The sequence below is a fragment of the Bacteroides sp. Phil13 genome (assembly GCF_001940965.1).
GTDB classification, from domain to species: Bacteria; Bacteroidota; Bacteroidia; order Bacteroidales; family Bacteroidaceae; genus Bacteroides; species Bacteroides intestinalis.
The window spans coordinates 214,413-238,781 of sequence record NZ_MSHA01000034.1 but is presented as its reverse complement, the minus strand read 5'-3'; the positions used below and the strand labels follow the sequence as shown (position 1 = coordinate 238,781).

16 protein-coding genes are annotated in these 24,369 nt (G+C 43.1%); 8 read left to right on the top strand and 8 right to left on the bottom strand.

Going from position 1 to position 24,369, the window contains the following annotated elements; genetic code table 11:
- The first annotated feature begins 86 nt into the window (after positions 1-86).
- Positions 87-287, top strand: a complete 201-nt coding sequence (locus tag BWI44_RS06475; protein ID WP_118294273.1) for a hypothetical protein — start codon at positions 87-89, stop codon at positions 285-287.
- A 213-nt stretch (positions 288-500) separates the two neighbouring features.
- Here BWI44_RS06475 and BWI44_RS06470 read toward each other — a convergent pair whose 3' ends face one another.
- From BWI44_RS06470 to BWI44_RS06455, 4 genes are read right to left on the bottom strand one after another with little or no spacing between them, the layout of a single operon-like run.
- A complete protein-coding gene (locus tag BWI44_RS06470) occupies positions 501-2,102 on the bottom strand; it encodes a glycoside hydrolase family 32 protein (protein ID WP_195208273.1) in 1,602 nt (533 codons plus the stop codon).
- A gap of 9 nt (positions 2,103-2,111) precedes the next feature.
- Positions 2,112-3,515: a DUF4960 domain-containing protein gene (locus tag BWI44_RS06465; protein WP_195208272.1), complete on the bottom strand. Its 1,404-nt coding sequence runs from the start codon at positions 3,513-3,515 to the stop codon at positions 2,112-2,114.
- Between the two features lie 21 nt (positions 3,516-3,536).
- Positions 3,537-5,270 carry a RagB/SusD family nutrient uptake outer membrane protein gene (locus BWI44_RS06460; protein WP_195208271.1) on the bottom strand — a complete coding sequence of 578 codons (1,734 nt, stop codon included), beginning with the start codon at positions 5,268-5,270 and terminating at the stop codon, positions 3,537-3,539.
- A gap of 18 nt (positions 5,271-5,288) precedes the next feature.
- Complete coding sequence (locus tag BWI44_RS06455) at positions 5,289-8,342, bottom strand: SusC/RagA family TonB-linked outer membrane protein (protein ID WP_394368889.1); 3,054 nt, start codon at positions 8,340-8,342, stop codon at positions 5,289-5,291.
- A 344-nt stretch (positions 8,343-8,686) separates the two neighbouring features.
- On the opposite strand from BWI44_RS06455, the gene BWI44_RS06450 reads away from it, so the two are divergent.
- The gene (locus BWI44_RS06450; RefSeq protein WP_195208269.1) at positions 8,687-10,489 is read left to right on the top strand and encodes a glycoside hydrolase family 32 protein; all 1,803 of its coding nucleotides are present in this window, start codon (positions 8,687-8,689) and stop codon (positions 10,487-10,489) included.
- 160 nt (positions 10,490-10,649) lie between these two features.
- Here the strand turns inward: BWI44_RS06450 and BWI44_RS06445 are convergent, their stop codons facing one another.
- A complete protein-coding gene (locus BWI44_RS06445; RefSeq protein WP_195208268.1) occupies positions 10,650-11,522 on the bottom strand; it encodes an aldose 1-epimerase family protein in 873 nt (290 codons plus the stop codon).
- Positions 11,523-11,727: 205 nt separating this feature from the next.
- Between BWI44_RS06445 and BWI44_RS06440 the strand changes: the two genes are divergently transcribed.
- On the top strand, positions 11,728-12,906 hold the full coding sequence (locus BWI44_RS06440; protein WP_195208267.1) for an MFS transporter: 1,179 nt from the start codon (positions 11,728-11,730) through the stop codon (positions 12,904-12,906).
- A 35-nt stretch (positions 12,907-12,941) separates the two neighbouring features.
- Positions 12,942-13,829 (top strand): carbohydrate kinase family protein, encoded by an 888-nt coding sequence (locus tag BWI44_RS06435; RefSeq protein ID WP_115501533.1) that lies wholly within the window; start codon positions 12,942-12,944, stop codon positions 13,827-13,829.
- A gap of 100 nt (positions 13,830-13,929) precedes the next feature.
- On the opposite strand, the gene BWI44_RS06430 is transcribed toward BWI44_RS06435, so the two are convergent.
- Positions 13,930-15,354, bottom strand: a complete 1,425-nt coding sequence (locus BWI44_RS06430) for an MAC/perforin domain-containing protein (protein ID WP_115501534.1) — start codon at positions 15,352-15,354, stop codon at positions 13,930-13,932.
- Between the two features lie 351 nt (positions 15,355-15,705).
- On the opposite strand from BWI44_RS06430, the gene BWI44_RS06425 reads away from it, so the two are divergent.
- The 4 genes from BWI44_RS06425 to BWI44_RS06410 all read left to right on the top strand — a co-directional run bounded on the left by BWI44_RS06425 (position 15,706) and on the right by BWI44_RS06410 (position 22,673).
- Entirely contained in the window at positions 15,706-17,895 is a 2,190-nt protein-coding gene (locus tag BWI44_RS06425; protein ID WP_195208266.1) for an alpha-galactosidase, read from the top strand.
- Between the two features lie 205 nt (positions 17,896-18,100).
- The gene (locus BWI44_RS06420) at positions 18,101-18,628 is read left to right on the top strand and encodes a methylated-DNA--[protein]-cysteine S-methyltransferase (protein WP_138293207.1); all 528 of its coding nucleotides are present in this window, start codon (positions 18,101-18,103) and stop codon (positions 18,626-18,628) included.
- A gap of 321 nt (positions 18,629-18,949) precedes the next feature.
- The gene (locus BWI44_RS06415; protein ID WP_138293208.1) at positions 18,950-21,718 is read left to right on the top strand and encodes a substrate-binding domain-containing protein; all 2,769 of its coding nucleotides are present in this window, start codon (positions 18,950-18,952) and stop codon (positions 21,716-21,718) included.
- A 67-nt stretch (positions 21,719-21,785) separates the two neighbouring features.
- Positions 21,786-22,673: a PfkB family carbohydrate kinase gene (locus tag BWI44_RS06410; RefSeq protein WP_007664452.1), complete on the top strand. Its 888-nt coding sequence runs from the start codon at positions 21,786-21,788 to the stop codon at positions 22,671-22,673.
- 34 nt (positions 22,674-22,707) lie between these two features.
- On the opposite strand, the gene BWI44_RS06405 is transcribed toward BWI44_RS06410, so the two are convergent.
- Together BWI44_RS06405 and BWI44_RS06400 are read right to left on the bottom strand one after the other, a co-directional pair.
- Positions 22,708-22,896, bottom strand: a complete 189-nt coding sequence (locus BWI44_RS06405; protein ID WP_007664451.1) for a hypothetical protein — start codon at positions 22,894-22,896, stop codon at positions 22,708-22,710.
- 108 nt (positions 22,897-23,004) lie between these two features.
- Positions 23,005-24,369: thiamine pyrophosphate-dependent enzyme (locus tag BWI44_RS06400; RefSeq protein WP_286812164.1), on the bottom strand; the 1,365-nt coding region annotated here is incomplete at its 5' end.

Genomic DNA, 24,369 nt, shown 5'->3' with positions numbered 1-24,369 from the left:
CAATCATTATTTGGCAATGCGTTTCTTTATTCTTCTCTTTGTCGGACTACAAACTTTAGGAGGTCTGATATCATTTGTAGAAAATAATGAATATCCTTTTTCTGAAAACTCTTGGAGCTACATGTGGTATGGAAATGATAGAAGATGCCATCAACTACATTGTTAACTTCACGGCAGAAACTTATGCCAAATTACTATATCAACTGCCCGAAAAACAGAAACAGGTGCTGATTGCCATCAATCGGGAAGGACAGGTGCGCAATGTAGTTTCCGGTGCCATTAATTGATAAGCGTACGAAAATTACACAAAATATAAAACTTCTCCGGCATTTGTAAGTTCAGTGCCGGATTGAATGGGATTCAGTATACGACTGAATAGGGTTCAGTCGTATACTCATCCCTATTCAGTCGTATACTGATTATACCCCCTCTCAGAATATATTCCAGACGGTCTTCGGGGAAATATATAACGAAGGTAAAAATTAGCTACGTTTCTCCGCTTAGTAGTGGCTGACCTTCACGTTGCTGACTTCCACACTTCCCGAATAGCTGTTGATAGACCACAGATTCTTCTGTATCCCGTAAATGCGATTCGTATAAGCCACATTGTCATTGATATAAACCACGCAGACAGAGTTATCCGTACAGATCGTTACATTATAAGTATTATCAGCAGGTCTGTCGAACAGATAACCGTCTATTCCGTCAATGAATCCTTTACCATCTTCACCTTCTTCTTCGAAGTTTATCTTCCGCTTATTGTTGTTGTCTTCCGGGTTTACGACGATGGTATAGTACTTCTTGGAGTCCGTGCCGCGTACCAGAGAGATACCGAATCTATCTGCATCACCTGCCGTCTTTACGGTGAATGAAATCTTGTTATTTACATTTAAGCGATTGAATAGGATATAATCGTTATCCGTCAGAGTATAGTTACCGTTGCTTTCTGATACTCCGTTACTTTTTTCCATCACTTTTACGGCAGAGGTAGTGGCATATTTTTGGCTGATACCTTCTACTAAGCCTAAAGTCAAAGTACCATCCGCATGCTGGATGACTTTGTGAGCAACCAGGCTTCCTGCCCATTCCGGTTCGTTCGGAGAAGCTCCTACGGCAGTATTGTCATTACCCGAGCGAGTAGGGCACCATCCCCAAATGTAGCGGTTAGTTCCGTCCGAAGCCGTCTTGCCTGCATAGAAACCGCGGGAGTCAAGGAAACCTTCGTGGCTGTCGGGCCAGATGCCGGCATCATTGGCGGTAGTTGCTTTCAGCTCTTCCAATGTACGCCCCTTGAAATATTGAACTTTGCGTATGGCTGCATGCATCTCCGAGTAGACCAGATACCACCAGTCTCCCATCTTGAAGACATCGGGACATTCGTAAAAGCGATCCCACATCATGGTCATGAACACACCTGCATGTTCCCAGCTTTTCATATCCGTAGAAGTATATTCGGCCAGCACACCTTTACCACTTTTGGTAGTGGAAATAAGCATGTGGTATTTTCCATCTTCACCTTCAAAAACGAAGGGATCGCGGAAATCATTCTTGCTGTATCCGTCAGTGTCACCTTTCAGATAGAAAGTGCGATTCTTGGTCCAGGTCTTGAAGTCAGGTGAAGTAGCATACATCACTACCTGACCGTTCTCGGAAGAAGTAGGTTGATATTTGTTACCTGTGTAGAAAGTATAGTACAATTTATCCGAAGGATTATAAATAGTACTACCCGTTCCGATAGCAGCGTCCTGTTCCGCCAGTCCGCCGCAGGAAATCAGTTCACCCATAGAGGTATATGAGGCGGCATCTTGGGTACTTACCGCCCATATCGGGTGGTAAGTGCCTGCCTGGTTCGGACGGTATTCCTGTAGATACATAACCTTGAAATCTTTTGCCTGCGGATCATAGAAAGGCATCGGATCGCCTACATAACCAACAGATGGCTTATAGTAAGTATCAAACTTCATGGCATCTGCCGAAGCAAAATAAGTGGTGGTTCCGTCCCAGTCCTTCTGAGTTAAAACCGGATCATTGTCATCGCTACAGCTGCTGAAAGAAGTAATCATCAGAGCAGCCAGTGTGAGTGAATATATCATTGTTTTCATATATTAGTTTTATTTACCCGTTAAATAGTCAATTGCATTCTTTGTCAGTTTAGCCACATTGCCGTGGTATTTGTCCGCCGAAGCATCTATGCCGTAGGCATACCAGTCGTAGCATCCTGAGCCGATACATACGATACCTCCGCGAGAACCTTCGGATAGATATTCCCATGCCACGATAGCACCATCGCCACCATAACCCAGATCAACGCCACCATGATTGGTACGCCATACTTCATTTGTGGCATAGCCACCCCAGTCGGAACCGATGTGCCATTGTGCCGTACTGTTGGTGGTCCGGTAGCCGGTATCGAAGGTATAGACCTTGTTCGTTTCACCGTTGTTCATCGCCAAATTCTGGTAGAGAGCGTGCGACTCGTGTCCTTGGATAAAGAAGTTCCATGCACCGCCTACTATTTCACCGGATTCTTCTGATTGTCCCCAACAGTTGTTTGGGTTGTTGCCGTCCAAGGTAGCCCCCAACTTGGCAGCATAGTAAGTGGCATAGCGGGTAAGCAACAGGTTCATGCCATTGTTATAAAGGTCTTTCATCTTCACCAATGCACTGATTGCTGCAGGCGCTGCCTTTTCGAACTTATCCATGTTGTCGATGCCGCCGTCTATATGCAGATGCCACCACATGATTTCGCACTCGCTCAGGTCTACTCTTCCTGCCTGCACATCTTCGAATGAGATATACTGAGAATTGGCAACATTGTTCAGCATCCAGGTTGCCGCTTCTTTTTCTTCCGGATTTAGTTCATTTAATGTAACTGCCAGACCTACATATACGGCGCTCGGTGCATCGGTCGGGATAACCGTTACCGTATAAACGGCGGATGCGGTGTTGTATGAAACAGTGAATTCTACAGGATTACTGAAGTCAATAGCCTGGCCGGATGCCGGCATTACGATGGCTCCTGCCGAAGTTGTAATGACCGGAACCATATTTTTGATATTGACTGAGCTTGGCACACGTACGGTGATGGTACGTTTAGACTGGTCGATAACTCCGGCATAAGCGTCATTCAGTTTGAAGGAGAGTATCCGCGCTTCATCATGCTTGATATTGACTGTATAATCCAGGAATACGTTTCCATTAGTCACTTTTATCACTTGGGGGAATGAGAAGTTCAGCACATCGCCTGCTTTAACAGAAGCCTCGGCACCTTCGGATACTTCGATACCGGTGACTTTCATTGCATCAGTATCGTATATTTCGGGCACTGCAACGGTCACGGTCTTATTGGTCCGGTCTATCACTCCCATATAGGCGTTATTCAGTTCAAAGGCGGTAAGCCATGTGTCTCCGTCCAGTTTCAGTTCGGATGTATTATCATCGCTGCATCCCGGGAATGCTAACAGCAGGACGATTCCCAGTACAAGCAGATTTAGTTTATTCAGTATTGATTTCATAATGCTCTTTTTTTTATAAGGTTACCAGTTACCACAATTCTGCGTATAATTCCCGTTGCTGGCACTCATCTGTGCAAACGGAATAGGAAGATATTCGTTTTTATTTTTAGTGAACGAGGCATTCGTGTAGATGGTGCAGTCGGCAGCTTCCTCGGCATAAAACTTATTCAGTACCTCGGCGGCTTCACCCCATCTTACCAGGTCAAAGAAGCGTTCTGATTCCAGAGCCAGTTCTACACGGCGTTCAAACTTCAGCAATTTCAAGGCATCTGCTTGTGAGTAGCTCCCCGTATAGGGCTGAACGTTGAAACGTACGCCATATTCCATTTCGTAGTCGGCAATCATGGCTGTACTTTGTTTGGCACGGTTGCGTACTTCGTTAATCAGGCTGATAGCTTCGGCGATACGTCCATCGTTCAGTTGGATCAGTGCTTCGGCACGCATCAACAATACATCCGAGTAGCGCAGTACGATACGGTTCATTGGAGAACCCCACCAGGCACCCTTTATCAGGTAATCGCCATCCGGGTCTACATTGTGTTTCAGGGTTATGTAGTATCCGTAAAGTCCGTTGCTACGACTCCAGGTAGTCGACTGATCCATCATATAGTTCTTATTGAATTCATAAGGGAATCCCGGCATACCTACTGTCAGGAAGAGGCGTGGGTCAGCATAATCGGATTGTGAATTGTAATCAGTATTGTTAAAGGAATCCAGCAGGGGGTGTCCGTTGGCATCTGTCCTGAATGCGTTCACCAGATTCTGGCTCGGTTTGTAGAAGTCGCAACCACCATCGGTAACTCCCGGAATGTTGGGAACAATCAGACCGTAAGACCAGTTACAATTACCGTTATTAGTACCGTCGTTCATGGAGTATTGCATGGCCCACAGGGATTCTATACCATTTTCATATTGAGGTTCCGGGCGGAAGTTGTTGTGGAAATCCGATTCCAGCCCGTAGCCGCCTGCCGACATGATGGCATTGTCCGTGTATTGCACTACTTTCACCAAGTCTTCTGTGCTGAGGCTTGTCACTTCGTGGCTGTCTGCATTATCCTGATGATAAGCTTTGTACAGATAAGTCTTTGCCAGATAGGCAGCTGCTGCGGCTTTGGCGGGACGACCTTTGTCTGCCTGCTTCACGGGAAGGTTATCATAAGCAAACTGGAAGTCGTCTGCAATCTGTTGCCAGCCTTCGTCATTGTTGTAAGTAGTGTTGGAGAGATAGTTGTATTCTTCCGGTGACAAGTTGGCATCATTGGCAAACGGGATCTTCTTGTATAGGCGTTTCAGCAAGAAATGACCATGTGCACGGAGGAATCTCATTTCGGCAATGCGTTGCTGCTTCAATGAATAGGTACTTTCATCCACTTGTTCCAGCAGTTGCAAAGCTGTATTGACACGTGAGATACAGTTGTAGAGACGCTGCCACATATCGCTGATGTTCCATGCCGTAGTCATGATACCTTGCGAGATGTCCAGTGAGTGGAATACATCACCGTCTTCCGTACCGTTTCCGCCTTTATAAGCGTCATCCGAACGTACGTCATAATTCCACATGGAGAAGGAAGAGTTGATATCTTCGGCGGTAATCCATACTGCATAAGCAGAGATCACCAGGTTGTCGATGTATGCCGGGTTCTTCAGCTGTTCGTCGCTGATGGTTCCCTGGGGGAGCTGATCTTCCAGAAAGTCGGTACAACTGCCGCACATCAGTGAAAGACCTAAGATTGCTGTATATATTAACTTTTTCATAAGTAACTGATTTTATTGTTAAAAGCCTACATTAATACCGAAAGTTATATTCATCGGGATGGGGTAGCCATAGTTGGCATTTTCAGGATCTACTCCGGTGAATTCCTTACTCTTGATGGTGAATACGTTCTGTGCACTCAGGTAGAAGCGCAGGCGCTCCATCTTCATCTTCTGGGCAAAGGTTTTCGGAACGTTGTAGCCCAACTGTATATTGCGTAACTTCAGGAATGAACCATTCTCAACAAAGTAAGTGGAAACACGTTTCTCATTGTTTGTATCGCTGCGTGACAATGCAGGAATGGTAGAGTTCGGGTTGGTGGGCGACCATGCATCGAGTACCCGCTTACCTTTGTTCAGGAAACCTATATTGAGTCCACTCCAAAGATCGGTCTCTTTCTTCAGGTCGCTGATAACGTCTACTCCCTGAACACCTTGCCAGAACATGGTGAGGTCGAAATTCTTGTATTCAAGGTAGATGTTCAGACCATAGCTGAAGTCTGGTGTCGGATCATAAATCCATTGTTGGTCTTTCTCGTTGATGATGCCGTTGTGATCCAGGTCGCGCCAGCGGATACGGCCTATTCCGGCACCTTCCTGAGTGGCGTGGTTATCAATCTCTTCCTGTGATTTGAAGATGCCGTCGGCTACATAACCAACTTGTGAACCATTGGCATGTCCGATTACGCTTTGTACACCGTTACCTCCGAAAGTACCATTGGCTGCTACTGTAGTAGGCAGTTTTGTAATTTCATTCCGGTAAGTGGCTATGTTGGCATTCAGGTCATACTTCAATCCGAATGCAGTTTGATTACGATAACCGAGATTCAGTTCAACGCCCACGTTCTTCATTTCTCCAGCATTGATCCATTGGCTGCTTCCTTCGCCCATAGCGGCGATACCAGCCATCTGTACCAGGATATCCGTTGTCTTTTTGTAGAACCAGTCGAATGAGCCGTAAAGAGATTGTTTGAGAATTGAGAAATCAAGGCCCAGGTTGACCTGTGTGGTTGTTTCCCATTTGATGTTATCGTTACCAATTTGGTTACGTTTGAATCCGGACTGAAGGATACTGCCGCCATTGGTTCCGGCAATGTCATAGGAAGTACCGTAGCTTTGACCGCCTGATTCTGTCACACCGTAGTTGGGAACGTAAATAGTATAGCGGGCAATGTTCGAGATTTCCTGGTTACCGGTCTGGCCCCATGAGCCGCGGACTTTCAGGTCGTCAATCCAACTGAGGCTCTGCATGAACTTTTCACGGTTCAGGCGCCATCCCAGTGAGAAGGAAGGGAATGTGGCATAGCGGTTATTCTTACCGAAACGTGAAGAACCGTCACGGCGTACTGTCATAGAGAGCAGATATTTATCATTATACGTATAATTCAGTTTTCCGAAGAAAGAAACCAGTGAATAACCTTCACCCGAGCCATAAGCTTGAGCCGTACCGGAACCGGCATTCGGCCACATATAGTCAGGCGTCAGGATGGAATAGTCTTCTTTATAACCCGAAAAATTGATATCGTCTTCGCGGTTCAACTCCATACCGACCATGGCGTCACCACGGTGTTTGCCAATTTCCAGATTGTAGGTAGCGATGGCATTCCACATCCATTTCGTCCAGTGTTCTTGCTTGGCTTCTACGGCATTCTTATCATTTGTCACATTACCTTCGGTGATGGGATAGGTGAAGATGCGTTGTGATTTTTGTGCATAATCCAATCCGAAGGTGGAGCGTACATTGAATCCTTTGAAGGGATTGAGATTAATGTAGGCATCACCAAACATACGCCAGTAAGTATAGCGATTATCGGAGTTACGATCCAGTCTTGCCACGGGGTTTTCGCGGTCAGGGTATCCACCTACCGGACCGGCATATTCTCCATTGATATCATAAACCGGCAGTGAAGGATTGAATTGCAATACATTCTGCAGGAATCCGCCCGGTGCCTGTACTTCCGAAGTACGGTTCAGGGTGAAATGTTCTCCTATGGTCAGGAATTTACCAATCAGGTTGTAATCAGAGTTCATACGGGCAGAGAAACGTTCAAAGTCGCTGTCTTTAATGATACCTATATTCTTATAATAACCCAGTGAGAAGAAAGAAGATCCCTTTTCCGAACCGTTGCTTACTGATACATTGTACTGCTGGATAATACCTGTACGGGTGGTTTCGTCAAACCAGTCAGTATCGGCAGCCGGCACAGTGTTGGCGGAATCCAGATATTTGGACATGCTGATGTTGTTCAGTTGAGGATAACCGTTTGCATCGTAACCCCAACTATACTTATAACCCAGTGCATTGGTATTGGGGTCCTGCCCTTCGTTTACGTAAGCCTGCCACATGGCACGACCATATTCTTCTGCATTTAGTACTTCCATCTTATTGGTATACATGGAAGCGGCGATAGAAGCATCGAAGTTAATCTTTATCTGCCCTTCTTTACCTTTCTTCGTAGTGATGATGATAACACCGTTTGCAGCACGCGAACCATAGATAGAAGCAGAAGCTGCGTCCTTCAATACCTGAATGGATTCAATGTCATTACCGTTCAGTTCGTGCATACCCGATTTGGTAGGGACACCATCAATAATATAAAGAGGGTCATTGTTGTTCAGAGTTCCAATACCGCGGATACGTACTGTGGCATTTCCACTGGGATTACCGTCGGCTGTGATGTTCATACCCGGTACACGTCCTTGCAATGCTTTAATTGGATTATTTTCATTTTGCTTGGCAATTTCATCCATGCTAACTACGGATATCGCTCCGGTCAGGTCAGCTTTGCGTTGAGTGGTATAGCCTGTGACTACAATTTCCTGTAGTAATTCGGATTCTTCTTCCAGGGTAATGTTTAGTGTAGCTTGTGCTTCCACATTCACTGTTTTGAAGCCGATATACGAAATAGTCAGTTCCGCACCTTGTGGTACAGATAGTGTAAAGTCACCATCAATATTAGTTATGGTACCGTTGCCTGTCTGGTTAGTCTCTATGACGGTTGCCCCGATAATAGGCTCTCCGTCAGTCTTGGAAATCACTTTTCCTTGTACAGTCAGGCGTTGGGCCTGAACCATTGTACATATAATAAGAAAGAGTGCAAATAGAAGCGATCTTTTTATGCCTTCCATGTTTTTAGATTTTAATTAATATGCTTTTCATTTTGTAATCGCTGTGGATTACCTCTCAAAACATGCTTTCCCGAGTGATGTTTTGATGTTGCAAAGAAAAGGAATTCTATGATAAGAGGCTGTAATTTATGTTTCATATGCTGGCATATTTGTAACAAAATAAAAGGTAGGTATCAAAATTACCAGCTTATGAAACATAAATAGCAGGCTGTTTCTTTTTTATTCGCTTCCTTTGCAAAGTGCTTTCCCGAGCAACCCATTATTAATTAAATGTAATACCCAAAAACATCATGAACTTAAAAAATAATTTGTTGACCGTGCGATGGACCCTTACCTTTATAATAGGTACAATTTGGTCGGTCTTTTCGTGCCAAGCTATTAACCCTCCTTTCGTGATTAAACATTTAGGTGACGGACAGAGCATTGTCCAGATTGAAAATCAAAAGAAATTCCTGTTGCTTCCCGTAGAGGAGGCTTCTCCAGAAGCAAAACTGTATATGATAGCAGACAATGATGTAGTACGCAACATGAATGTTCGTCTGGCTACAAATAAAGTAGACTACTTTGTTCCGGTAGATCTCTCCGGATTTGATAATAAATCACTTTCCTTTAACTTCCAGTTGATTCCTGATACGGCTATTTGCTGGGATGAAATGAAGCTTTCTGATGAGTTCGATACGACAAACCGTGAGAACTTCCGTCCGCTTTATCACTTTACTCCCCAATATGGCTGGATGAATGATCCGAATGGCATGGTGTATAAAGATGGTGTTTACCATCTGTTCTATCAATACAATCCTTATGGTTCAATGTGGGGAAATATGCATTGGGGACATGCCACTAGTACAGATCTTGTAAGTTGGGAACATCAGCCGGTAGCCATTGCACCCGATGCATTGGGAACCATATTCAGTGGTTCATGTGTGGTTGATAAAGATAATACGGCAGGCTTTGGTGCCGGTGCAATCGTAGCTTTCTATACTTCGGCCAGCGATCGTCAGGTACAGAGCATGGCTTATAGTCTGGATAATGGTAGGACATTCAAGAAGTATGCACGTAATCCTATCTTGACCTCCACCCTGCGTGACTTCCGCGATCCGAAAGTATTCTGGCACGATGCTACCGATAAATGGATTATGATTCTTGCTGTGGGACAGGAAATGCAAATCTATTCTTCTGCTAATCTGAAAGACTGGTCTTATGAAAGTAGTTTTGGTGAAGGCCAGGGTGCTCATGGCGGCGTATGGGAATGTCCTGATCTGATTGAATTGCCCATCGAGGGTACTGAACTGAAGAAGTGGGTATTGATTTGTAACATTAACCCCGGAGGGCCTTTCGGCGGTAGCGCTACCCAATATTTTGTAGGTACTTTTGATGGAAAGAGGTTTGTAAATGAATCATCCAAAGCTACTAAATGGATGGACTGGGGAAAGGATCATTATGCTACCGTGACCTGGAGCAATGTACCCGAAGGGCGTCATATTGCATTGGCGTGGATGAGCAACTGGCAATATGCCAACAATGTACCTACTACTCAATATCGCAGTGGTAACTCTATTCCTCGTGACTTGAGCCTCTATACTTCGGCCGGTGAAACATATCTGAAATCTTCTCCTGCTAAAGAATTGCTGAAACTGCGTGGAAAAGAAGAAAAGAAACGTTCCTTCAAAGTGGACCGTACCTATAACCTGGATAAGCTGCTTTCCGATAATACGGGTACATATGAAATTGAAATGACAATTAAGAACCGGAATGCTGAGATTGTAGGTTTCCAACTATTCAATTCAAAAGGAGAAGAAGTGGATATCTATTATAATCTGGTTGAGAAGAAATTTGCGATGGACCGTAGTAAAAGTGGAATCGTATCATTCAGTCAGGATTTTCCGATAGTGACTTTTGCCTCAATAGAGGATAATTCGGAAATGACATTACGTCTTTTTATTGATAAATCGAGTATTGAAGCATTTGGAGATGACGGACGTTTTGCAATGACAAACCTTGTATTTCCATCGGAACCTTATAACCGCATCAGTTTCTATGCTAAAGGTGGAAGCTATACGGTAAGTTCGTTCAAGGTTTATAAATTGAAGTAAAATTAGTCTGTTTTACCTCTTTTACCATCCCTAATCTACACCAAAGCCGTACCAACTCCGTATTTGCTCCGTACCTAAGCGTTTGGACCAGACACGGAGTTGGTACGGCTTTGATACGGAGTTGGTATGGATATGATAGGCCGATTGGTCTATTTCTCTTTTATTCCTCTATTTCAATAGTGTATTTTCCTCTGAATATTTCTTCGGGTTGCAGATGCTGCATCCAATCCTTTTCTTTATATTCTCCTGTATAGTGTGCTCTGTCACAACGACCATACCACGGTTCTATACAGACAAATGGAGCATTCTTGGAAGGGGGTGACCACAAACCGACTACAGGTGCATTGAAATGCAGGCTGAGGTAGGGTTGTTTATCCTTATTATATAGAGTAACCTGCCGTACCTGACTGTTTTCCAATATCAGTGCATCTTTATCAAAAGTATGTATATCTAAAGGTAACAGTCCATCAGTTAATTTCAACGAATATTGGGTGTCTGGATCAGCGCAGCCCTTTTCGGAAATGAGGATATATTTCAGGCTGTTCTTTTTTCCAAAGCCAAAGAATCCCCGTTCTTCTGTAGCTGCATCGAAATCCGGAAAATAGAATGCCGGGTGTGCTCCAATCTGGAAATGCATTTCTTTTTCTCCGGTATTCTTCACTTCCCATGTTACATCGATTTTCTTGCCATGGATGCGATAACCAATTTCAAGACAAAATGGAAAGGGGTATTTCTTGAGTGTTTCTTCGTTGCTGACAAGTTGATAACGCACTTCGTCGTCATGCTCTAATATGAGCGTAAATTCCATGTCGCGGGCAAATCCATGCTGTGTAAGGGCATAGGTTGTACCTTCATTGCGATATTCATTTTCCCACACACTTCCTACGATAGGAAAGAGCACCGGTGAATGACGTTTCCAAAATGCGGGGTCTGCTTGCCACAGATATTCTTTTCCATTAGAGAAAATACTGCACAATTCGGCTCCATGTGCAGAGACCTCGATACTAAGTTTTCCGTTAAAGAGTATTTCCATAATGATTTATTTATGAGTTTGCTGTATATACTTATACAAAAGTAGCTAAAATGGATGATAATAGGGCTCAAATACGGCTAAAAAACAGTCCTGTATCATAATTGATATTCTTTGTAACAAAATTGTTATCCCGTTGTCGTGGTATTCGCTTCCTTTGCAACGTGCTTTCCCGAGCAAGAAATACTTAAATTAATACCATACAACCATGAAATCAAATTCTTCGTTATCCAAGCTCTTCCCGGTGATGCTTTGTTTCTTCGCCATGGGATTTGTTGATCTGGTAGGCATTGCCTCCAATTATGTAAAAGCTGATTTAGGTCTGACGGATTCTCAGGCTAACATCTTTCCCTCGCTGGTTTTCTTCTGGTTTTTGATTTTTTCCGTGCCGACAGGTATGTTGATGAGTCGTATCGGACAGAAAAAGACGGTACTGCTTAGTTTGCTGGTGACCTTTGCTTCTTTATTATTACCGGTTTTCGGTGATAGTTATACGCTTATGCTGATTTCTTTCTCTTTATTAGGTATCGGCAACGCGCTTATGCAGACTTCACTGAATCCGTTACTTTCCAATATTGTCAGAGGTGACCGTCTGGCAAGTAGTCTAACCTTTGGACAGTTTGTGAAAGCGATAGCCTCGTTTCTTGCACCTTACATTGCCATGTGGGGAGCTACGCAGGCTATTCCATCCTTTGGTCTGGGTTGGCGGGTACTATTCCCTATTTATATGGTTATTGCTGTAATCGCTGTTTTACTGTTAGGGCAGGCACAGATCGCTGAAGAAAAAGAAGAAGGCAAACCTTCTACATTTAGTCAGTGTTTAGCTCTATTGGGCAAACCGTTTATTCTGCTTTCTTTCATCGGCATTATGTGTCATGTAGGAATTGATGTGGGTACGAATACTACTGCACCTAAGATTTTAATGGAACGCTTGGGCATGGGATTGGATGATGCTGCGTTTGCTACCAGCCTTTATTTTATATTCCGTACGGCAGGTTGCTTTACAGGTTCTTTCATTTTGAGAAAGATGAATGCCAAATCGTTCTTTGCTATCAGTAGTTTTATGATGTTATTGGCAATGATAGGGCTTTTTGTTTTTCATTCAAAAACATCTATTTATATTTGTATTGCATTGATAGGTTATGGTAACTCAAATATATTCTCGATTGTCTTTTCGCAGGCATTGCTGTATATGCCCGGCAAGAAGAATGAAGTTTCCGGTCTGATGATTATGGGCCTTTTTGGGGGAACTGTGTTTCCATTGGCAATGGGACTGGCAAGTGATGCAGTAGGACAAAGCGGTGCAGTAATGGTAATGACAGTCGGTGTACTTTATCTGCTGTATTACACATTGAAAATCAATAAGACAATTACTCATGCGTCATAAATCATAAATAGTAAATCATAAATCTAACAAGTATCATGAATAAAATTATCGTAGGAATGGGTGAAGCACTTTGGGATGTGCTGCCCGAAGGAAAGAAAATAGGTGGTGCACCTGCCAATTTTGCTTATCATGTGTCACAGTTTGGTTTTGACAGTCGTGTAGTAAGTGCTGTAGGGCGTGATGCTGACGGACGGGAAATATTGGATGTTTTTGCTCAAAAGAAACTGACTTGCCAGATAGAGCAGGTGGATTATCCTACGGGTACGGTACAGGTTACTCTTGATTCTGTCGGTGTACCTTGTTATGAAATTAAAGAGGGGGTAGCTTGGGACAATATACCTTTTACGGACGATTTGAAACGGCTGGCTCTTTCTACTCGTGCCGTTTGTTTCGGTTCTCTGGCTCAACGCAGTCCTGTGAGTAGGGCTACTATCCAGTGCTTTTTGGATACGATGCCTGACGGAGAAGATCAGATTAAGATTTTCGATATTAATCTTCGCCAGGGATTTTATACGAAGGAGATTCTTTGCGAATCTATGCGTCGTTGCAATATCCTTAAAATCAATGATGAGGAATTGGTAACAATCAGCCGCATCTTTGGTTATCCGGGTATCGATTTACAGGATAAATGCTGGATACTTTTGGCTAAATACAATCTGAAGATGCTGATTCTGACTTGTGGAACCAATGGTAGCTATGTATTTACCCCGGGCGTAGTATCTTATCAGGACACACCGAAAGTTCCTGTTGCCGATACTGTGGGAGCGGGTGATTCATTTACTGCTGCTTTCACATCTGCCATACTTAGTGGAAAATCCGTTCCTGAAGCACATAAACTGGCCGTAGAAGTTTCTGCTTATGTTTGTACACAGAGTGGGGCTATGCCGGAATTACCCTATGCTTTTAAGAGCCGGTTAGAGTAAGTACCTGAAAGGTTGCAATTAGATTGTTTTCTCCTTTGCCATTACTATTCTGATATAGTAATGGCAAAGGAGATTCATTTGTATGGCAAGTAATTTGATGTTATAAGGGCATTGTGTAGCATACAATACCTGTTTTCTTCCAACTTCCTTCTATTCCATATTCCTGTTTGTCTTCTGTAGTGTAACAATAATCATTTTCGTTTGCTGCTTCGTATAGAGGAATGGCTCCGTCTACGGGTAAAGTATATACATATCCCAATTCTTTTTCCAGTTGCCATCCGGTATCGGCTCGTAATGACTCTACGGATAAACGTTGTTTTTGTCCGTTGCTATATAAATACAGAGGTACGGTATTTGTTCTTTGCTGTTTGTAGATGGAACAAACGGCTCCTTCATATTTTTTGTTGGAGTGCGTTACAATATCTAAATAAGACGTATCGTATGTGTGATTTTTGCCATTCCAAGCCTGAAGTAACGGAGTTGTAGAGACCGATGATAACTTTTGGTTGGAAATATATTTTTCTATGGCATCTTTCACTTGTTTTCTTTTGGTGGCATCTTTTATCATATCATAAATAGGAAGGACTTTGTTTTGAGTGATTTTCGTTAAAGTGTAATTTTCTTCATTGAAGGACTTCAACCAGGTGTTAAGGTCGGCGGTTGTCGGCAGTGAAGGCAATAAGGTGGTATTTCCTCCGTAGAATTCGAAGATAAGTTGTCCTCCTATGCTTTGTGCCACTTCCTCTTCCCATCCGCCGACACTGCTTCCGGTAGAAAAGCCTTGCTGGGCCATTTTTGTCAAAGCACTGACTAAGGTGATTTTTACAATATCGGTTGCCGATGTCGCTGTAGGTACTGTTGTCCGGTAAAGTCCTCTGAATCGTGCTCCTATGCAAACATCTATTAAAAAGTGTGTGCCATATTTGTTTATGATATTTTCTGCTGTCAGACTGGTCACATCATTTTCAAATTCCTGAGTGAGGTATCTGTATTTATATTTTTCTGAGATATAAAACGGTGAGAAGTACCAGCGCTCCGCTGTAAAAAGCTGTTCGCAGGAGGCAAAAGAATATTGTGAAGAATGGTTGTAGTCAGACTGGAATTCTTTATGCTTGAGAATGGTACCTATGGAGAGAACGTTCTTGGAGTTTACGTCTTCCAGTATCAGGCTATTGCTAATGTTGGTAAGGAACGCTGTTGCATTTTCTCCGGCGTAGTCTTTGGATTCAGTAGAGGTTGCCTTCATACGGGTGAAGTCATATATATCGCTGTTTGCTAACTTATCCAGATCTATAATAGGTGCTTTTATGGCCTCGGGGCTTAAGTTATCAGCGGTAACATCATAGCCAGCACCAAGAATTTGTTTCATATTGGTCGGATAGGTTTTAAAAACGACTTCCTTGTCAGGAATAGTTTTGAATTCATAGACATCAGAAGTAGTTTCATCTTCTGGGCTGAAATCTGAATCTGAGGAACATGCATATAACATGCATATCGAAATGGCAAAATAGAATAGTTTTTTCATAAAACAATAGTTTTCCAGTTGTTATCTTGTATATGTTGACAAAAGTAGCAGAAGTATTTGAAAAGGCAATGGGTACACGCCTTTTCTTTAAGAAAAAGTGTCTTGTCTTATATTATAAACGAATTTACATCGCTGACAAAGTTCCTATACCTACTTTTCAAAACAATCTCTTATCTTAACCTTATTCTTTACTACGCTCCAATGATTATAAATAGTTTGTGGTGAATAGAATAGGAGGGCGACTTTAGATATGAGTGACAACTATTTGCATCTGTTTACGCTGGAATTCAGTGCAAATCTTTCATTCTAATTTTAATTAATATATTTTTGTAACTAAATTGATTGTATACCATGAAAAAATTACTTGTAACCCTTTTTGCATGCGCTACTTTATTGTATACTCATGCAGCGGAAAACAAAGCGATCCGCATTTCTACGGACAATACTGATCTGGTGCTTCAAGTAGGCGATAATGGTCGTCTATATCAAACTTATTTAGGTGAAAAGCTACTGCATGAACAGGATTTGAATAATTTTAGCTGGAGTATTCATGCAGGTGCCGATGGTAGTGTAAGTCGGCGTGGTTGGGAAGTATATAGTGGTTCAGGTAATGAAGATTATTTTGAACCGGCCATTGCTATTACTCATAACGATGGTAATCCGTCCACTATTCTGTATTATGTTTCTTCTTCCTCTAAGGCGGTTGACGGTGGTACGGAGACTGTGATCAATCTGCGTGACGACAAGTATCCGGTAGATGTCACTCTGCATTATGTGGCTTATCCGAAGGAAAACGTTATAAAGATCTGGAGCGAAATCATACATCAGGAGAAGAAACCTGTAATGCTTTCGACCTATGCCTCTACCATGCTTTATTTCAATAATTCAGCTTATTACTTGACTGAGTTTAGTAGTGACTGGGCGAAGGAAGCACAAATGAGCAGCCAACAGTTACAGTTCGGCAAGAAAGTGATCGATACGAAGTTGGGGAGTCGTGCCGCTATGCATACGCATCCTTTCTTTGAAGTAGGACTGGATCAACCGGTCAGAGAAGATCAGGGAAGCGTATTGATGGGTACATTGGGCTGGACCGGTAATTTCCGTTTCACTTTTGAGGTAGACAATGTAGGAAACCTTCGCGTAATCCCTGGCATCAATCCTTATGCTTCGAACTATGAGTTGAAACCGAATGAAGTGTTTACTACCCCTGAATTTATCTTCACTTTAAGCAATGACGGCGCTGGGAAAGGTAGCCGGAATCTCCATGAGTGGGCACGTAACTATAGTTTGAAAGATGGTAAAGGCAGTCGTCTGACTCTTCTGAATAACTGGGAAAATACAGGCTTTAACTTTAATCAGGAGATACTGGCTGAATTAATGAAGGAAGCCAAACATCTGGGTGTAGATATGTTCTTATTGGACGACGGGTGGTTTGCGAACAAATATCCCCGTAAAAATGATCATGCGGGTTTGGGAGACTGGGATGTGAATCATAATAAATTGCCCGGCGGTATTCCGGCTCTGGTGAAAGCTGCCAAAGATGCAGATGTGAAGTTCGGTATCTGGATTGAGCCTGAAATGGTGAATCCCAAGAGTGAACTCTTCGAGAAACATCCGGATTGGGCGATCATGCTGCCTAATCGCGATACGTATTATTATCGTAACCAGTTGGTGCTTGACCTTAGCAATCCGAAAGTGCAGGACTATGTGTATAGTGTTGTAGAGAATATAATGAAAGAGAACCCGGAAGTTGCTTTTTTTAAATGGGATTGCAACAGCCCTATTACCAATATCTATTCCCCGTATCTGAAGAATAAACAGGGGCAGTTGTATATTGACCATGTCCGTGGTATTTATAATGTTCTGAAACGTGTGAAGGAGAATTATCCTGATGTCCCGATGATGCTTTGCTCCGGTGGTGGTGCCCGTTGCGATTATGAAGCACTGAAATATTTTACCGAGTTCTGGTGCAGCGATAATACGGATCCTGTAGAACGTATCTATATCCAGTGGGGCTTCTCTCAATTCTTCCCGGCAAAAGCTATGGATGCTCATGTGACCAGTTGGAACAAGGCGACTTCCGTGAAATTTCGTACCGATGTGGCCTCTATGTGTAAACTTGGTTTCGATATCGGTCTGAAAGAACTTACTGCTGACGAACTGGCTTATTGCCAGACAGCCGTTGCCAATTGGAAACGCCTGCAGAATGCTATTATGGATGGTGACCAGTATCGTTTAGTTTCTCCTTATGAGGGAAATCATATGGCATTGAACTATGTGAGTAAAAATACCAACAAAGCAGTACTGTTTGCTTACGATATCCATCCCCGCTTTCAGGAGAAACTGATGGCAGTGAAATTACAAGGTCTGGATCCGAATAAGCAGTATAAAGTAGAAGAAATCAATCTGATGCCTTCGGTTACTTCAAAGTTAGGGTCTAACGGAAAAGTTTTTTCCGGTGATTATCTGATGAAAGTCGGTTTGAATGTATTCGGTTTGGCTACGACTCAGAGTCACGTGATTGAGCTTACTGCTCAATAAGTTTTTATGGGACTTTGGCCCTTCGCGTGCCGATGCCAACGGTTTGTTTCTCTTTACTGGCAGCGTTAAGATAAAGGTGAATAAGCCCGAAGTGATGAATACGGAAATTGTAGTAGAGATAGTTGTCGCATTTGAGGTAAATACTTACTTTTGTAAACATATGATAGAGAGGTTGATTCAATAGTAATATATAAATGGTGAGTATATGGAAATGGTTCAGGTTCAGTATTATCAATCTCCCTATGGTGAGTTGATACTTGGTTCCTTCGAGGGTAAACTTTGTATGTGTGACTGGGTGAATGAAAAACGCCGGGAGGTAATCGACAAACGACTGCAAAAGGCACTGCATGCCGATTACTGCACGCAAGGTTCTGAAGTAATTGCAAAAGCAATTCTTCAGTTGGAAGAGTATTTCGCCCGCAAAAGGAAGGCATTCGACATCCCATTACTCTTTATAGGAACGGATTTTCAGAAATCAGTATGGCAGGAATTGCTGAATATCCCTTACGGTAAAACCGTATCTTATGGTGAGTTGTCACAAAAACTGGGAAATTCAAAGGCAGTTCGCGCAGTGGCAACTGCCAATGGAGCGAATGCTATTTCAATATTTGTTCCTTGTCATCGTGTCATTGGCAGCAACCATAAGCTGGTCGGATATGCCGGCGGATTGGAAGCTAAGAAGGGATTGTTAGACTTGGAAATTAATCTTTATGATAGATTCATGAACCATTAGTGAAAGCTAAGGAGATTTTCTGTAAGGGTTAAAGACTAAGATAACGAAGGTTAATTTGTCCCCTTATAAGGGGACGTAATGTTCTCCATGGTGGAGCGCATTAGCCTCCATAGGCAGAGATACTAATTTCTCCTATTGCCCTATTAAGGTATCCTTGCTTTATGTCTTGAAGGTATTTAATGGTATGAACACAAGCTTATTTACTCTTTAATTCCGCAACAGGCATTCATGTTATAATTTAGTAGAGTGGAGCTTTTTTAAGAAACAGGTAAAGATTCCTATGATAATATTTTTATATTTGCGTTACTAATACCAGAAAAGATGAGAAGATATACTTTCCAATTGTTACTTATTCCAATGCTCTCCCTCTTTTGGCTGACTGCTTCGTGTACGCATCGCGACGTGCATTTCCGTATTGGCGTTTCCCAATGCAGTGACGATGAATGGCGGCACCAGATGAACAATGAAATGCTGCGCGAGGCACTTTTCTATGACGGAGTGGAAGTGGATATCCGCACCGTGAAAGACGATAATGCACAACAGATAGAAGATATTCGCCATTTCATTCAGGAAGGGGTAGATTTGCTTGTAGTTGCCCCCAATGAAGCTGCTCCCATTACTCCGGTGGTAGAGGAAGCATTTGATCGTGGGATTCCCGTCATAGTCTTCGATCGGAAGATACTTTCTGATAAATATACTGCTTATATAGGTGCGGATAATTATGAGTTGGGAAAAGCTATAGGTAATTATGTAGCCAATATGCTTCATGGGCGGGGTAATATTGTAGAGATTGCTGGGTTGACCGGCTCTACGTCTGCCATGGATCGCCATCAAGGATTTGTTTCTGCGATATCTCATTATCCCGGTATTCAACTTCTGGCTCGTGAAGATGCCGGTTGGTTACGTTCGGAAGCGGGAGAAAGGATGGACACTCTTTTGAAGCGTTTTCCGGAAATAGATGTGGTGTATGCCCAGAATGACCGTATGGCTGCAGGTGCTTATGCCGTTGCTAAACAACAGGGCAGGGCGGAAGAAATGCGTTTTATCGGTACGGATGCTTTGCCTGGTGAAGGATATGGTGTGGAGCAGGTGTTGAACGGGCAATTGGATGCCACGTTTATTTATCCTACAGGTGGTGACCGTGTGATACAGATTGCAATGGACATTCTGAATAAACATGATTATCCTCGTGAGACTGTATTGGGAACTTCTGTCGTAGATGCTACCAATGCCCAGATTATGCAGATGCAGACCTCACATATAGCTACTCTTGATGAGAAAATAGAAACCATGAACGGGAAGATGAGTCAGTTCTTCGACCGTTATGCTACGCAGCAAGTTGTGCTATATGGTAGTCTGTTGGTACTTTTATTGGTAGTAGGCTTATTGGTTGCCGTATATCTGTCTTTGCGTACTAAAAATCGCTTGAACCGGAAACTGTCTCGTCAGAAGGAGAAGTTGGAAGAACAGAAACTGCAACTGACACAACAGAAAGAACAGCTCATTCAGCAGAAAGAACAATTGGAACAACTTTCCCGTGAATTGGAAGAGGCAACTCATGCCAAACTGGTCTTTTTTACCAATGTCTCACATGATTTTCGCACCCCATTGACGTTGATTGCAGATCCTGTTAATCAACTTCTTGCCGATAAATCTCTTGGAGAACGTCCACATCAGTTACTGGAACTTATGAAGAAGAATGTCAATATTCTCCTTCGTCTTGTTAATCAAATCCTTGATTTCCGTAAAGTGGAGAACGGACGAATGGAACTCCATCTGGAGCCGTTCGATCTTTTGAGCAGTTTTCGTGGCTGGAACGATTCTTTCCGCATGGCGTTGTTGAAAAAGCATATATCCTTCTTTTTTGAGGCTACCCCTGATATGGATTTCCGTATGATGGCAGATGGTGAGAAAATGGAGCGTATCTACTTCAATTTGTTATCCAATGCTGTGAAGTATACACCCGAGAATGGAAAGATTATGGTTCGATTGGAGGCAGAAGCTACTAATTTCCGCTTTTCAGTATTTAATTCCGGTAGCCATATTTCTCCCAAAGAAGTTGACGCTATCTTTGAACGTTTTTATCAGATAGACGGGCATCAGGCTGGCACAGGGATTGGTTTGGCACTTGTTCGTGCTTTTGTTGAGATGCATGGCGGTCAGATCACTGCCCATAGTGATGAAAAAGGAGCGACTTTTACTGTTCTTTTTCCGGCGCAGAGTGTTTCTCAGTATCACCCGACGGTGGTTACTCTTCCAAGTGAAGAAGCAGAAGTTTCTACCACATTAGTCGAAACCGATTTTCCTATGGGTGAGGAAGAAACGAGAGATGCGGATCGCCCGGCAGTTCTGGTTATTGATGATAATGCTGACATCCGCAATTATGTGAAAACATTGCTTGCCGAAGAATATCATGTGTTGGATGCACCGGAAGCTGCTACGGGAATTCGTCTTGCAATGAAATATGTTCCCGATGTGATTGTGTCCGATGTTATGATGCCCGGTATGGACGGGGTAGAGTGTTGCCGGAGACTGAAGACAGAGTTGCAGACTTGTCATGTCCCCGTTATCCTTCTTACGGCTTGTTCGCTTGATGAACAACGCATACAGGGATATAATGGCGGTGCAGACTCTTATATATCTAAGCCTTTTAATTCCCAATTGTTATTGTCCCGTATCCGGAACCTGATAGACTCCCGTCGCCAGCTTCGGCAGTTCTTCGGTGATAATCAGACATTGGCAAAAGAGAATATATGTGATATCGATAAAGATTTCGTTTCCCGCTTTAAATCTCTGGTGGAGGAGAAAATGAGAGATCCGGAACTGAATGTGGAAGACTTAGGCAAAGATATGGGGCTGAGTCGTGTACAGCTTTATCGTAAATTGAAATCGCTTACGAATTATGCTCCCAATGAATTGCTGCGCCAGGCACGTCTTAAGAAGGCAACTTCCTTGTTGGCTTCTTCCGAGATGACAGTTGCGGAAATTGCCTATGAAGTAGGTTTTTCTTCTCCTTCTTATTTCACAAAGTGTTATAAAGAACAATTTGGCGAAAGTCCGACGGATTTCTTGAAGCGGAAGAATTTATAGTATAACAGGGGTAAGAAATGATAATAATTGCCTACTTTTGCAATATCAAAAAGGAATTGAATATTTTATGAAATACGATCTTTGTTGCATTGGATATATTACTTTGGATAAAGTAGTTACTCCGCAGAAAACAGTGCACATGCCTGGAGGAACCTCTTTCTATTTTGCGCATGCCATTAAACACCTGAATACTGAAGGATTCCAACTTGTTACTGCTTTGGCTGATAGCGAGATGTCGGTGGTGAATGATTTGAGAAGAGACGGCATTGAAGTGAAAGTACTTCCCAGCACTCATTCCATTTGCTTTGAGAATATTTATGGAGAAGACACTAATGAAAGAAAGCAGCGGGTCACAGCTAAGGCTGATCCTTTCACAATTGAAGGTTTGCAGGATGTAGATTCCCGGATTTATCATCTGGGCAGTCTATTGGCGGATGATTTTTCATTAGATGTCATTAAACATCTTGCCGGGAAAGGGCTATTGTCTCTTGATGTACAGGGTTATTTGCGCGAAGTACAGAATGAAGAAGTATTGGCGGTGGACTGGCTTGAAAAAGAAGAAGCCTTGAAGTATATCCATATTCTGAAAGCGAATGAACATGAAATGGAGGTACTTACGCAGTGCACGGATCCTTATGATGCTGCTGTGAAATTGGCAGAATGGGGAGTGAAGGAAGTCTTGCTTACCTTGGGAGATAAAGGTTCACTCATCTATGTTGATAAGCGATTCTATGAAATACCTGCCTATCCGGTAGAAAATGTAGCTGATGCCACAGGCTGTGGAGATACATATATGGCAGGCTATCTATATATGCGTAAAAGAGGAGCATCCTATCAGGAAGCCGGTTGCTTTGCCGCTGCCATGTGTTCTGTAAAGTTGCAGAGCTATGGTCCGTTCGGTGGAACGGAAGAAGAAGTTCATAGCATAATAAAAAAAGAAAATGCCGTAATTTAATACGGCATTTTCTTTTATATACAGATAGACTTGTCTATTTCAACATCTGTGGCAGATTATCTCTTCCCCAGAAATAATAAAAGATCAGTCCGATCCAGCTAGTGAGCAAAACAAGGATGGCGACTAATAGTTTTTTCACTCCATCTACCTTCCATTTCATAATTTCCAATACGGCCTTGATTGCAAGTATCAAGCCAATAATCCAAATAATAAATCCAATCATAATGTTTGTTGTTTATTAATTTAAAAACAAATAAAGGCTACATCCGGTTCACGGGTGCAGCCTTCATTTTTCAGAGTCTATTATTCCCTATTTCAATAATTATCGAAATTATTCGGCATCAGCACCCCAGTTTTCTTTAGACAGACGCTTGTAGCTGTTATAACGCCACTTAGCATTGTCTTCAGCTGCTTGGAACAGTTCGGCAGCTTCTGAAGGATATTGTTTCATTACAGAAGAGTAACGAACCTCACTCTTCAGGAAGTCCTGGAATCCAGCCCAATCGGGTTCTTTGCTATCCAACTGGAACGGGTTCTTGCCTTCAGCTTCCAAAGCCGGATTGTAACGCCACAAGTGCCAGTAACCACACTTAACAGCCTTTTCTTCCTCAGCCTGGCTTTTACCCATACCTGCCTTCAAACCGTGGTTGATACACGGAGCGTAAGCGATGATGAGTGACGGTCCGGGATAAGCTTCAGCTTCACGGATTGCCTTCAAAGTCTGAGCCTGGTCAGCACCCATAGCAATCTGAGCTACGTAAACGTAACCGTAAGTAGTAGCCATCAGACCGAGGTCTTTCTTGCGTACACGCTTACCGGCAGCAGCAAACTTAGCGATAGCACCCACCGGAGTAGCCTTAGAAGATTGACCACCTGTGTTAGAGTAAACCTCAGTATCCAGAACCAGGATGTTAACGTCCTTACCGCTGGCGATTACATGGTCGAGACCACCGTAACCGATATCGTAAGAAGCACCGTCACCACCGATGATCCACTGGCTGCGTTTTACCAAATATTGAGTCAAGCCTTTCAGTTCCTTGCTAATCGGGCAGCCGGCAGCGATGCCTTGCTCGATGATAGCCTCGATCTGAGGTGCAAGTTCTTTAGTCTTGTCTGCATCGTACATGTTTTCAATCCATGCTTTCAATACTTCCTTAACTTCAGCAGGAGCATTTTCGCCTTCAAGGATCTGGTTGAACAGTTTCACAATACGGTCACGCATCTTTTCGTTAGCGAGTTCCATACCCAAACCGAATTCACAGAAGTCTTCGAACAAAGAGTTTGCCCAAGCAGGACCTTGACCCTTTTCATTCTTAGTATAAGGAGTAGAAGGAACTGAACCGGAGTAGATAGAAGAACATCCTGTTGCATTAGCTACCATTTCGCGGTCACCGAATAACTGAGTGATCAACTTCACATACGGAGTTTCACCACAACCAGAGCAAGCACCTGAGAATTCAAACAACGGAGTAGCGAACTGAGAGTTCTTTACGTTAGCTTTAACGTCAACCAAATGTTGCTTGCTTGCTACCTTTTCAGCGCAGTAATCCCAGTTAGGAACTTGGTTCAACTGGCTTTCCAGATGTTTCATAGTCAAAGCCTTGCCACCCTTCTTCGGATTACCCGGACAGATGTCGGCACAGTTACCGCAACCCAGACAGTCGAGAACGTCAACCTGGATACGGAATGTCATACC

Bases quoted from the DNA above. Each gene is read 5' to 3' on its own strand.
- BWI44_RS06455 (WP_394368889.1), bottom strand. From the start codon at position 8,342: ATGGTTCAGGCCCAACGCCTGACTGTACAAGGAAAAGTGATTTCCAAG.
- BWI44_RS06470 (WP_195208273.1), bottom strand. From the start codon at position 2,102: ATGAAAACAATGATATATTCACTCACACTGGCTGCTCTGATGATTACT.
- BWI44_RS06465 (WP_195208272.1), bottom strand. From the start codon at position 3,515: ATGAAATCAATACTGAATAAACTAAATCTGCTTGTACTGGGAATCGTC.
- BWI44_RS06425 (WP_195208266.1), top strand. From the start codon at position 15,706: ATGAAAAAATTACTTGTAACCCTTTTTGCATGCGCTACTTTATTGTAT.
- BWI44_RS06460 (WP_195208271.1), bottom strand. From the start codon at position 5,270: ATGAAAAAGTTAATATATACAGCAATCTTAGGTCTTTCACTGATGTGC.
- BWI44_RS06475 (WP_118294273.1), top strand. From the start codon at position 87: ATGAATATCCTTTTTCTGAAAACTCTTGGAGCTACATGTGGTATGGAA.
- BWI44_RS06450 (WP_195208269.1), top strand. From the start codon at position 8,687: ATGAACTTAAAAAATAATTTGTTGACCGTGCGATGGACCCTTACCTTT.
- BWI44_RS06440 (WP_195208267.1), top strand. From the start codon at position 11,728: ATGAAATCAAATTCTTCGTTATCCAAGCTCTTCCCGGTGATGCTTTGT.
- BWI44_RS06415 (WP_138293208.1), top strand. From the start codon at position 18,950: ATGAGAAGATATACTTTCCAATTGTTACTTATTCCAATGCTCTCCCTC.
- BWI44_RS06420 (WP_138293207.1), top strand. From the start codon at position 18,101: ATGGAAATGGTTCAGGTTCAGTATTATCAATCTCCCTATGGTGAGTTG.
- BWI44_RS06445 (WP_195208268.1), bottom strand. From the start codon at position 11,522: ATGGAAATACTCTTTAACGGAAAACTTAGTATCGAGGTCTCTGCACAT.
- BWI44_RS06430 (WP_115501534.1), bottom strand. From the start codon at position 15,354: ATGAAAAAACTATTCTATTTTGCCATTTCGATATGCATGTTATATGCA.
- BWI44_RS06410 (WP_007664452.1), top strand. From the start codon at position 21,786: ATGAAATACGATCTTTGTTGCATTGGATATATTACTTTGGATAAAGTA.
- BWI44_RS06435 (WP_115501533.1), top strand. From the start codon at position 12,942: ATGAATAAAATTATCGTAGGAATGGGTGAAGCACTTTGGGATGTGCTG.
- BWI44_RS06405 (WP_007664451.1), bottom strand. From the start codon at position 22,896: ATGATTGGATTTATTATTTGGATTATTGGCTTGATACTTGCAATCAAG.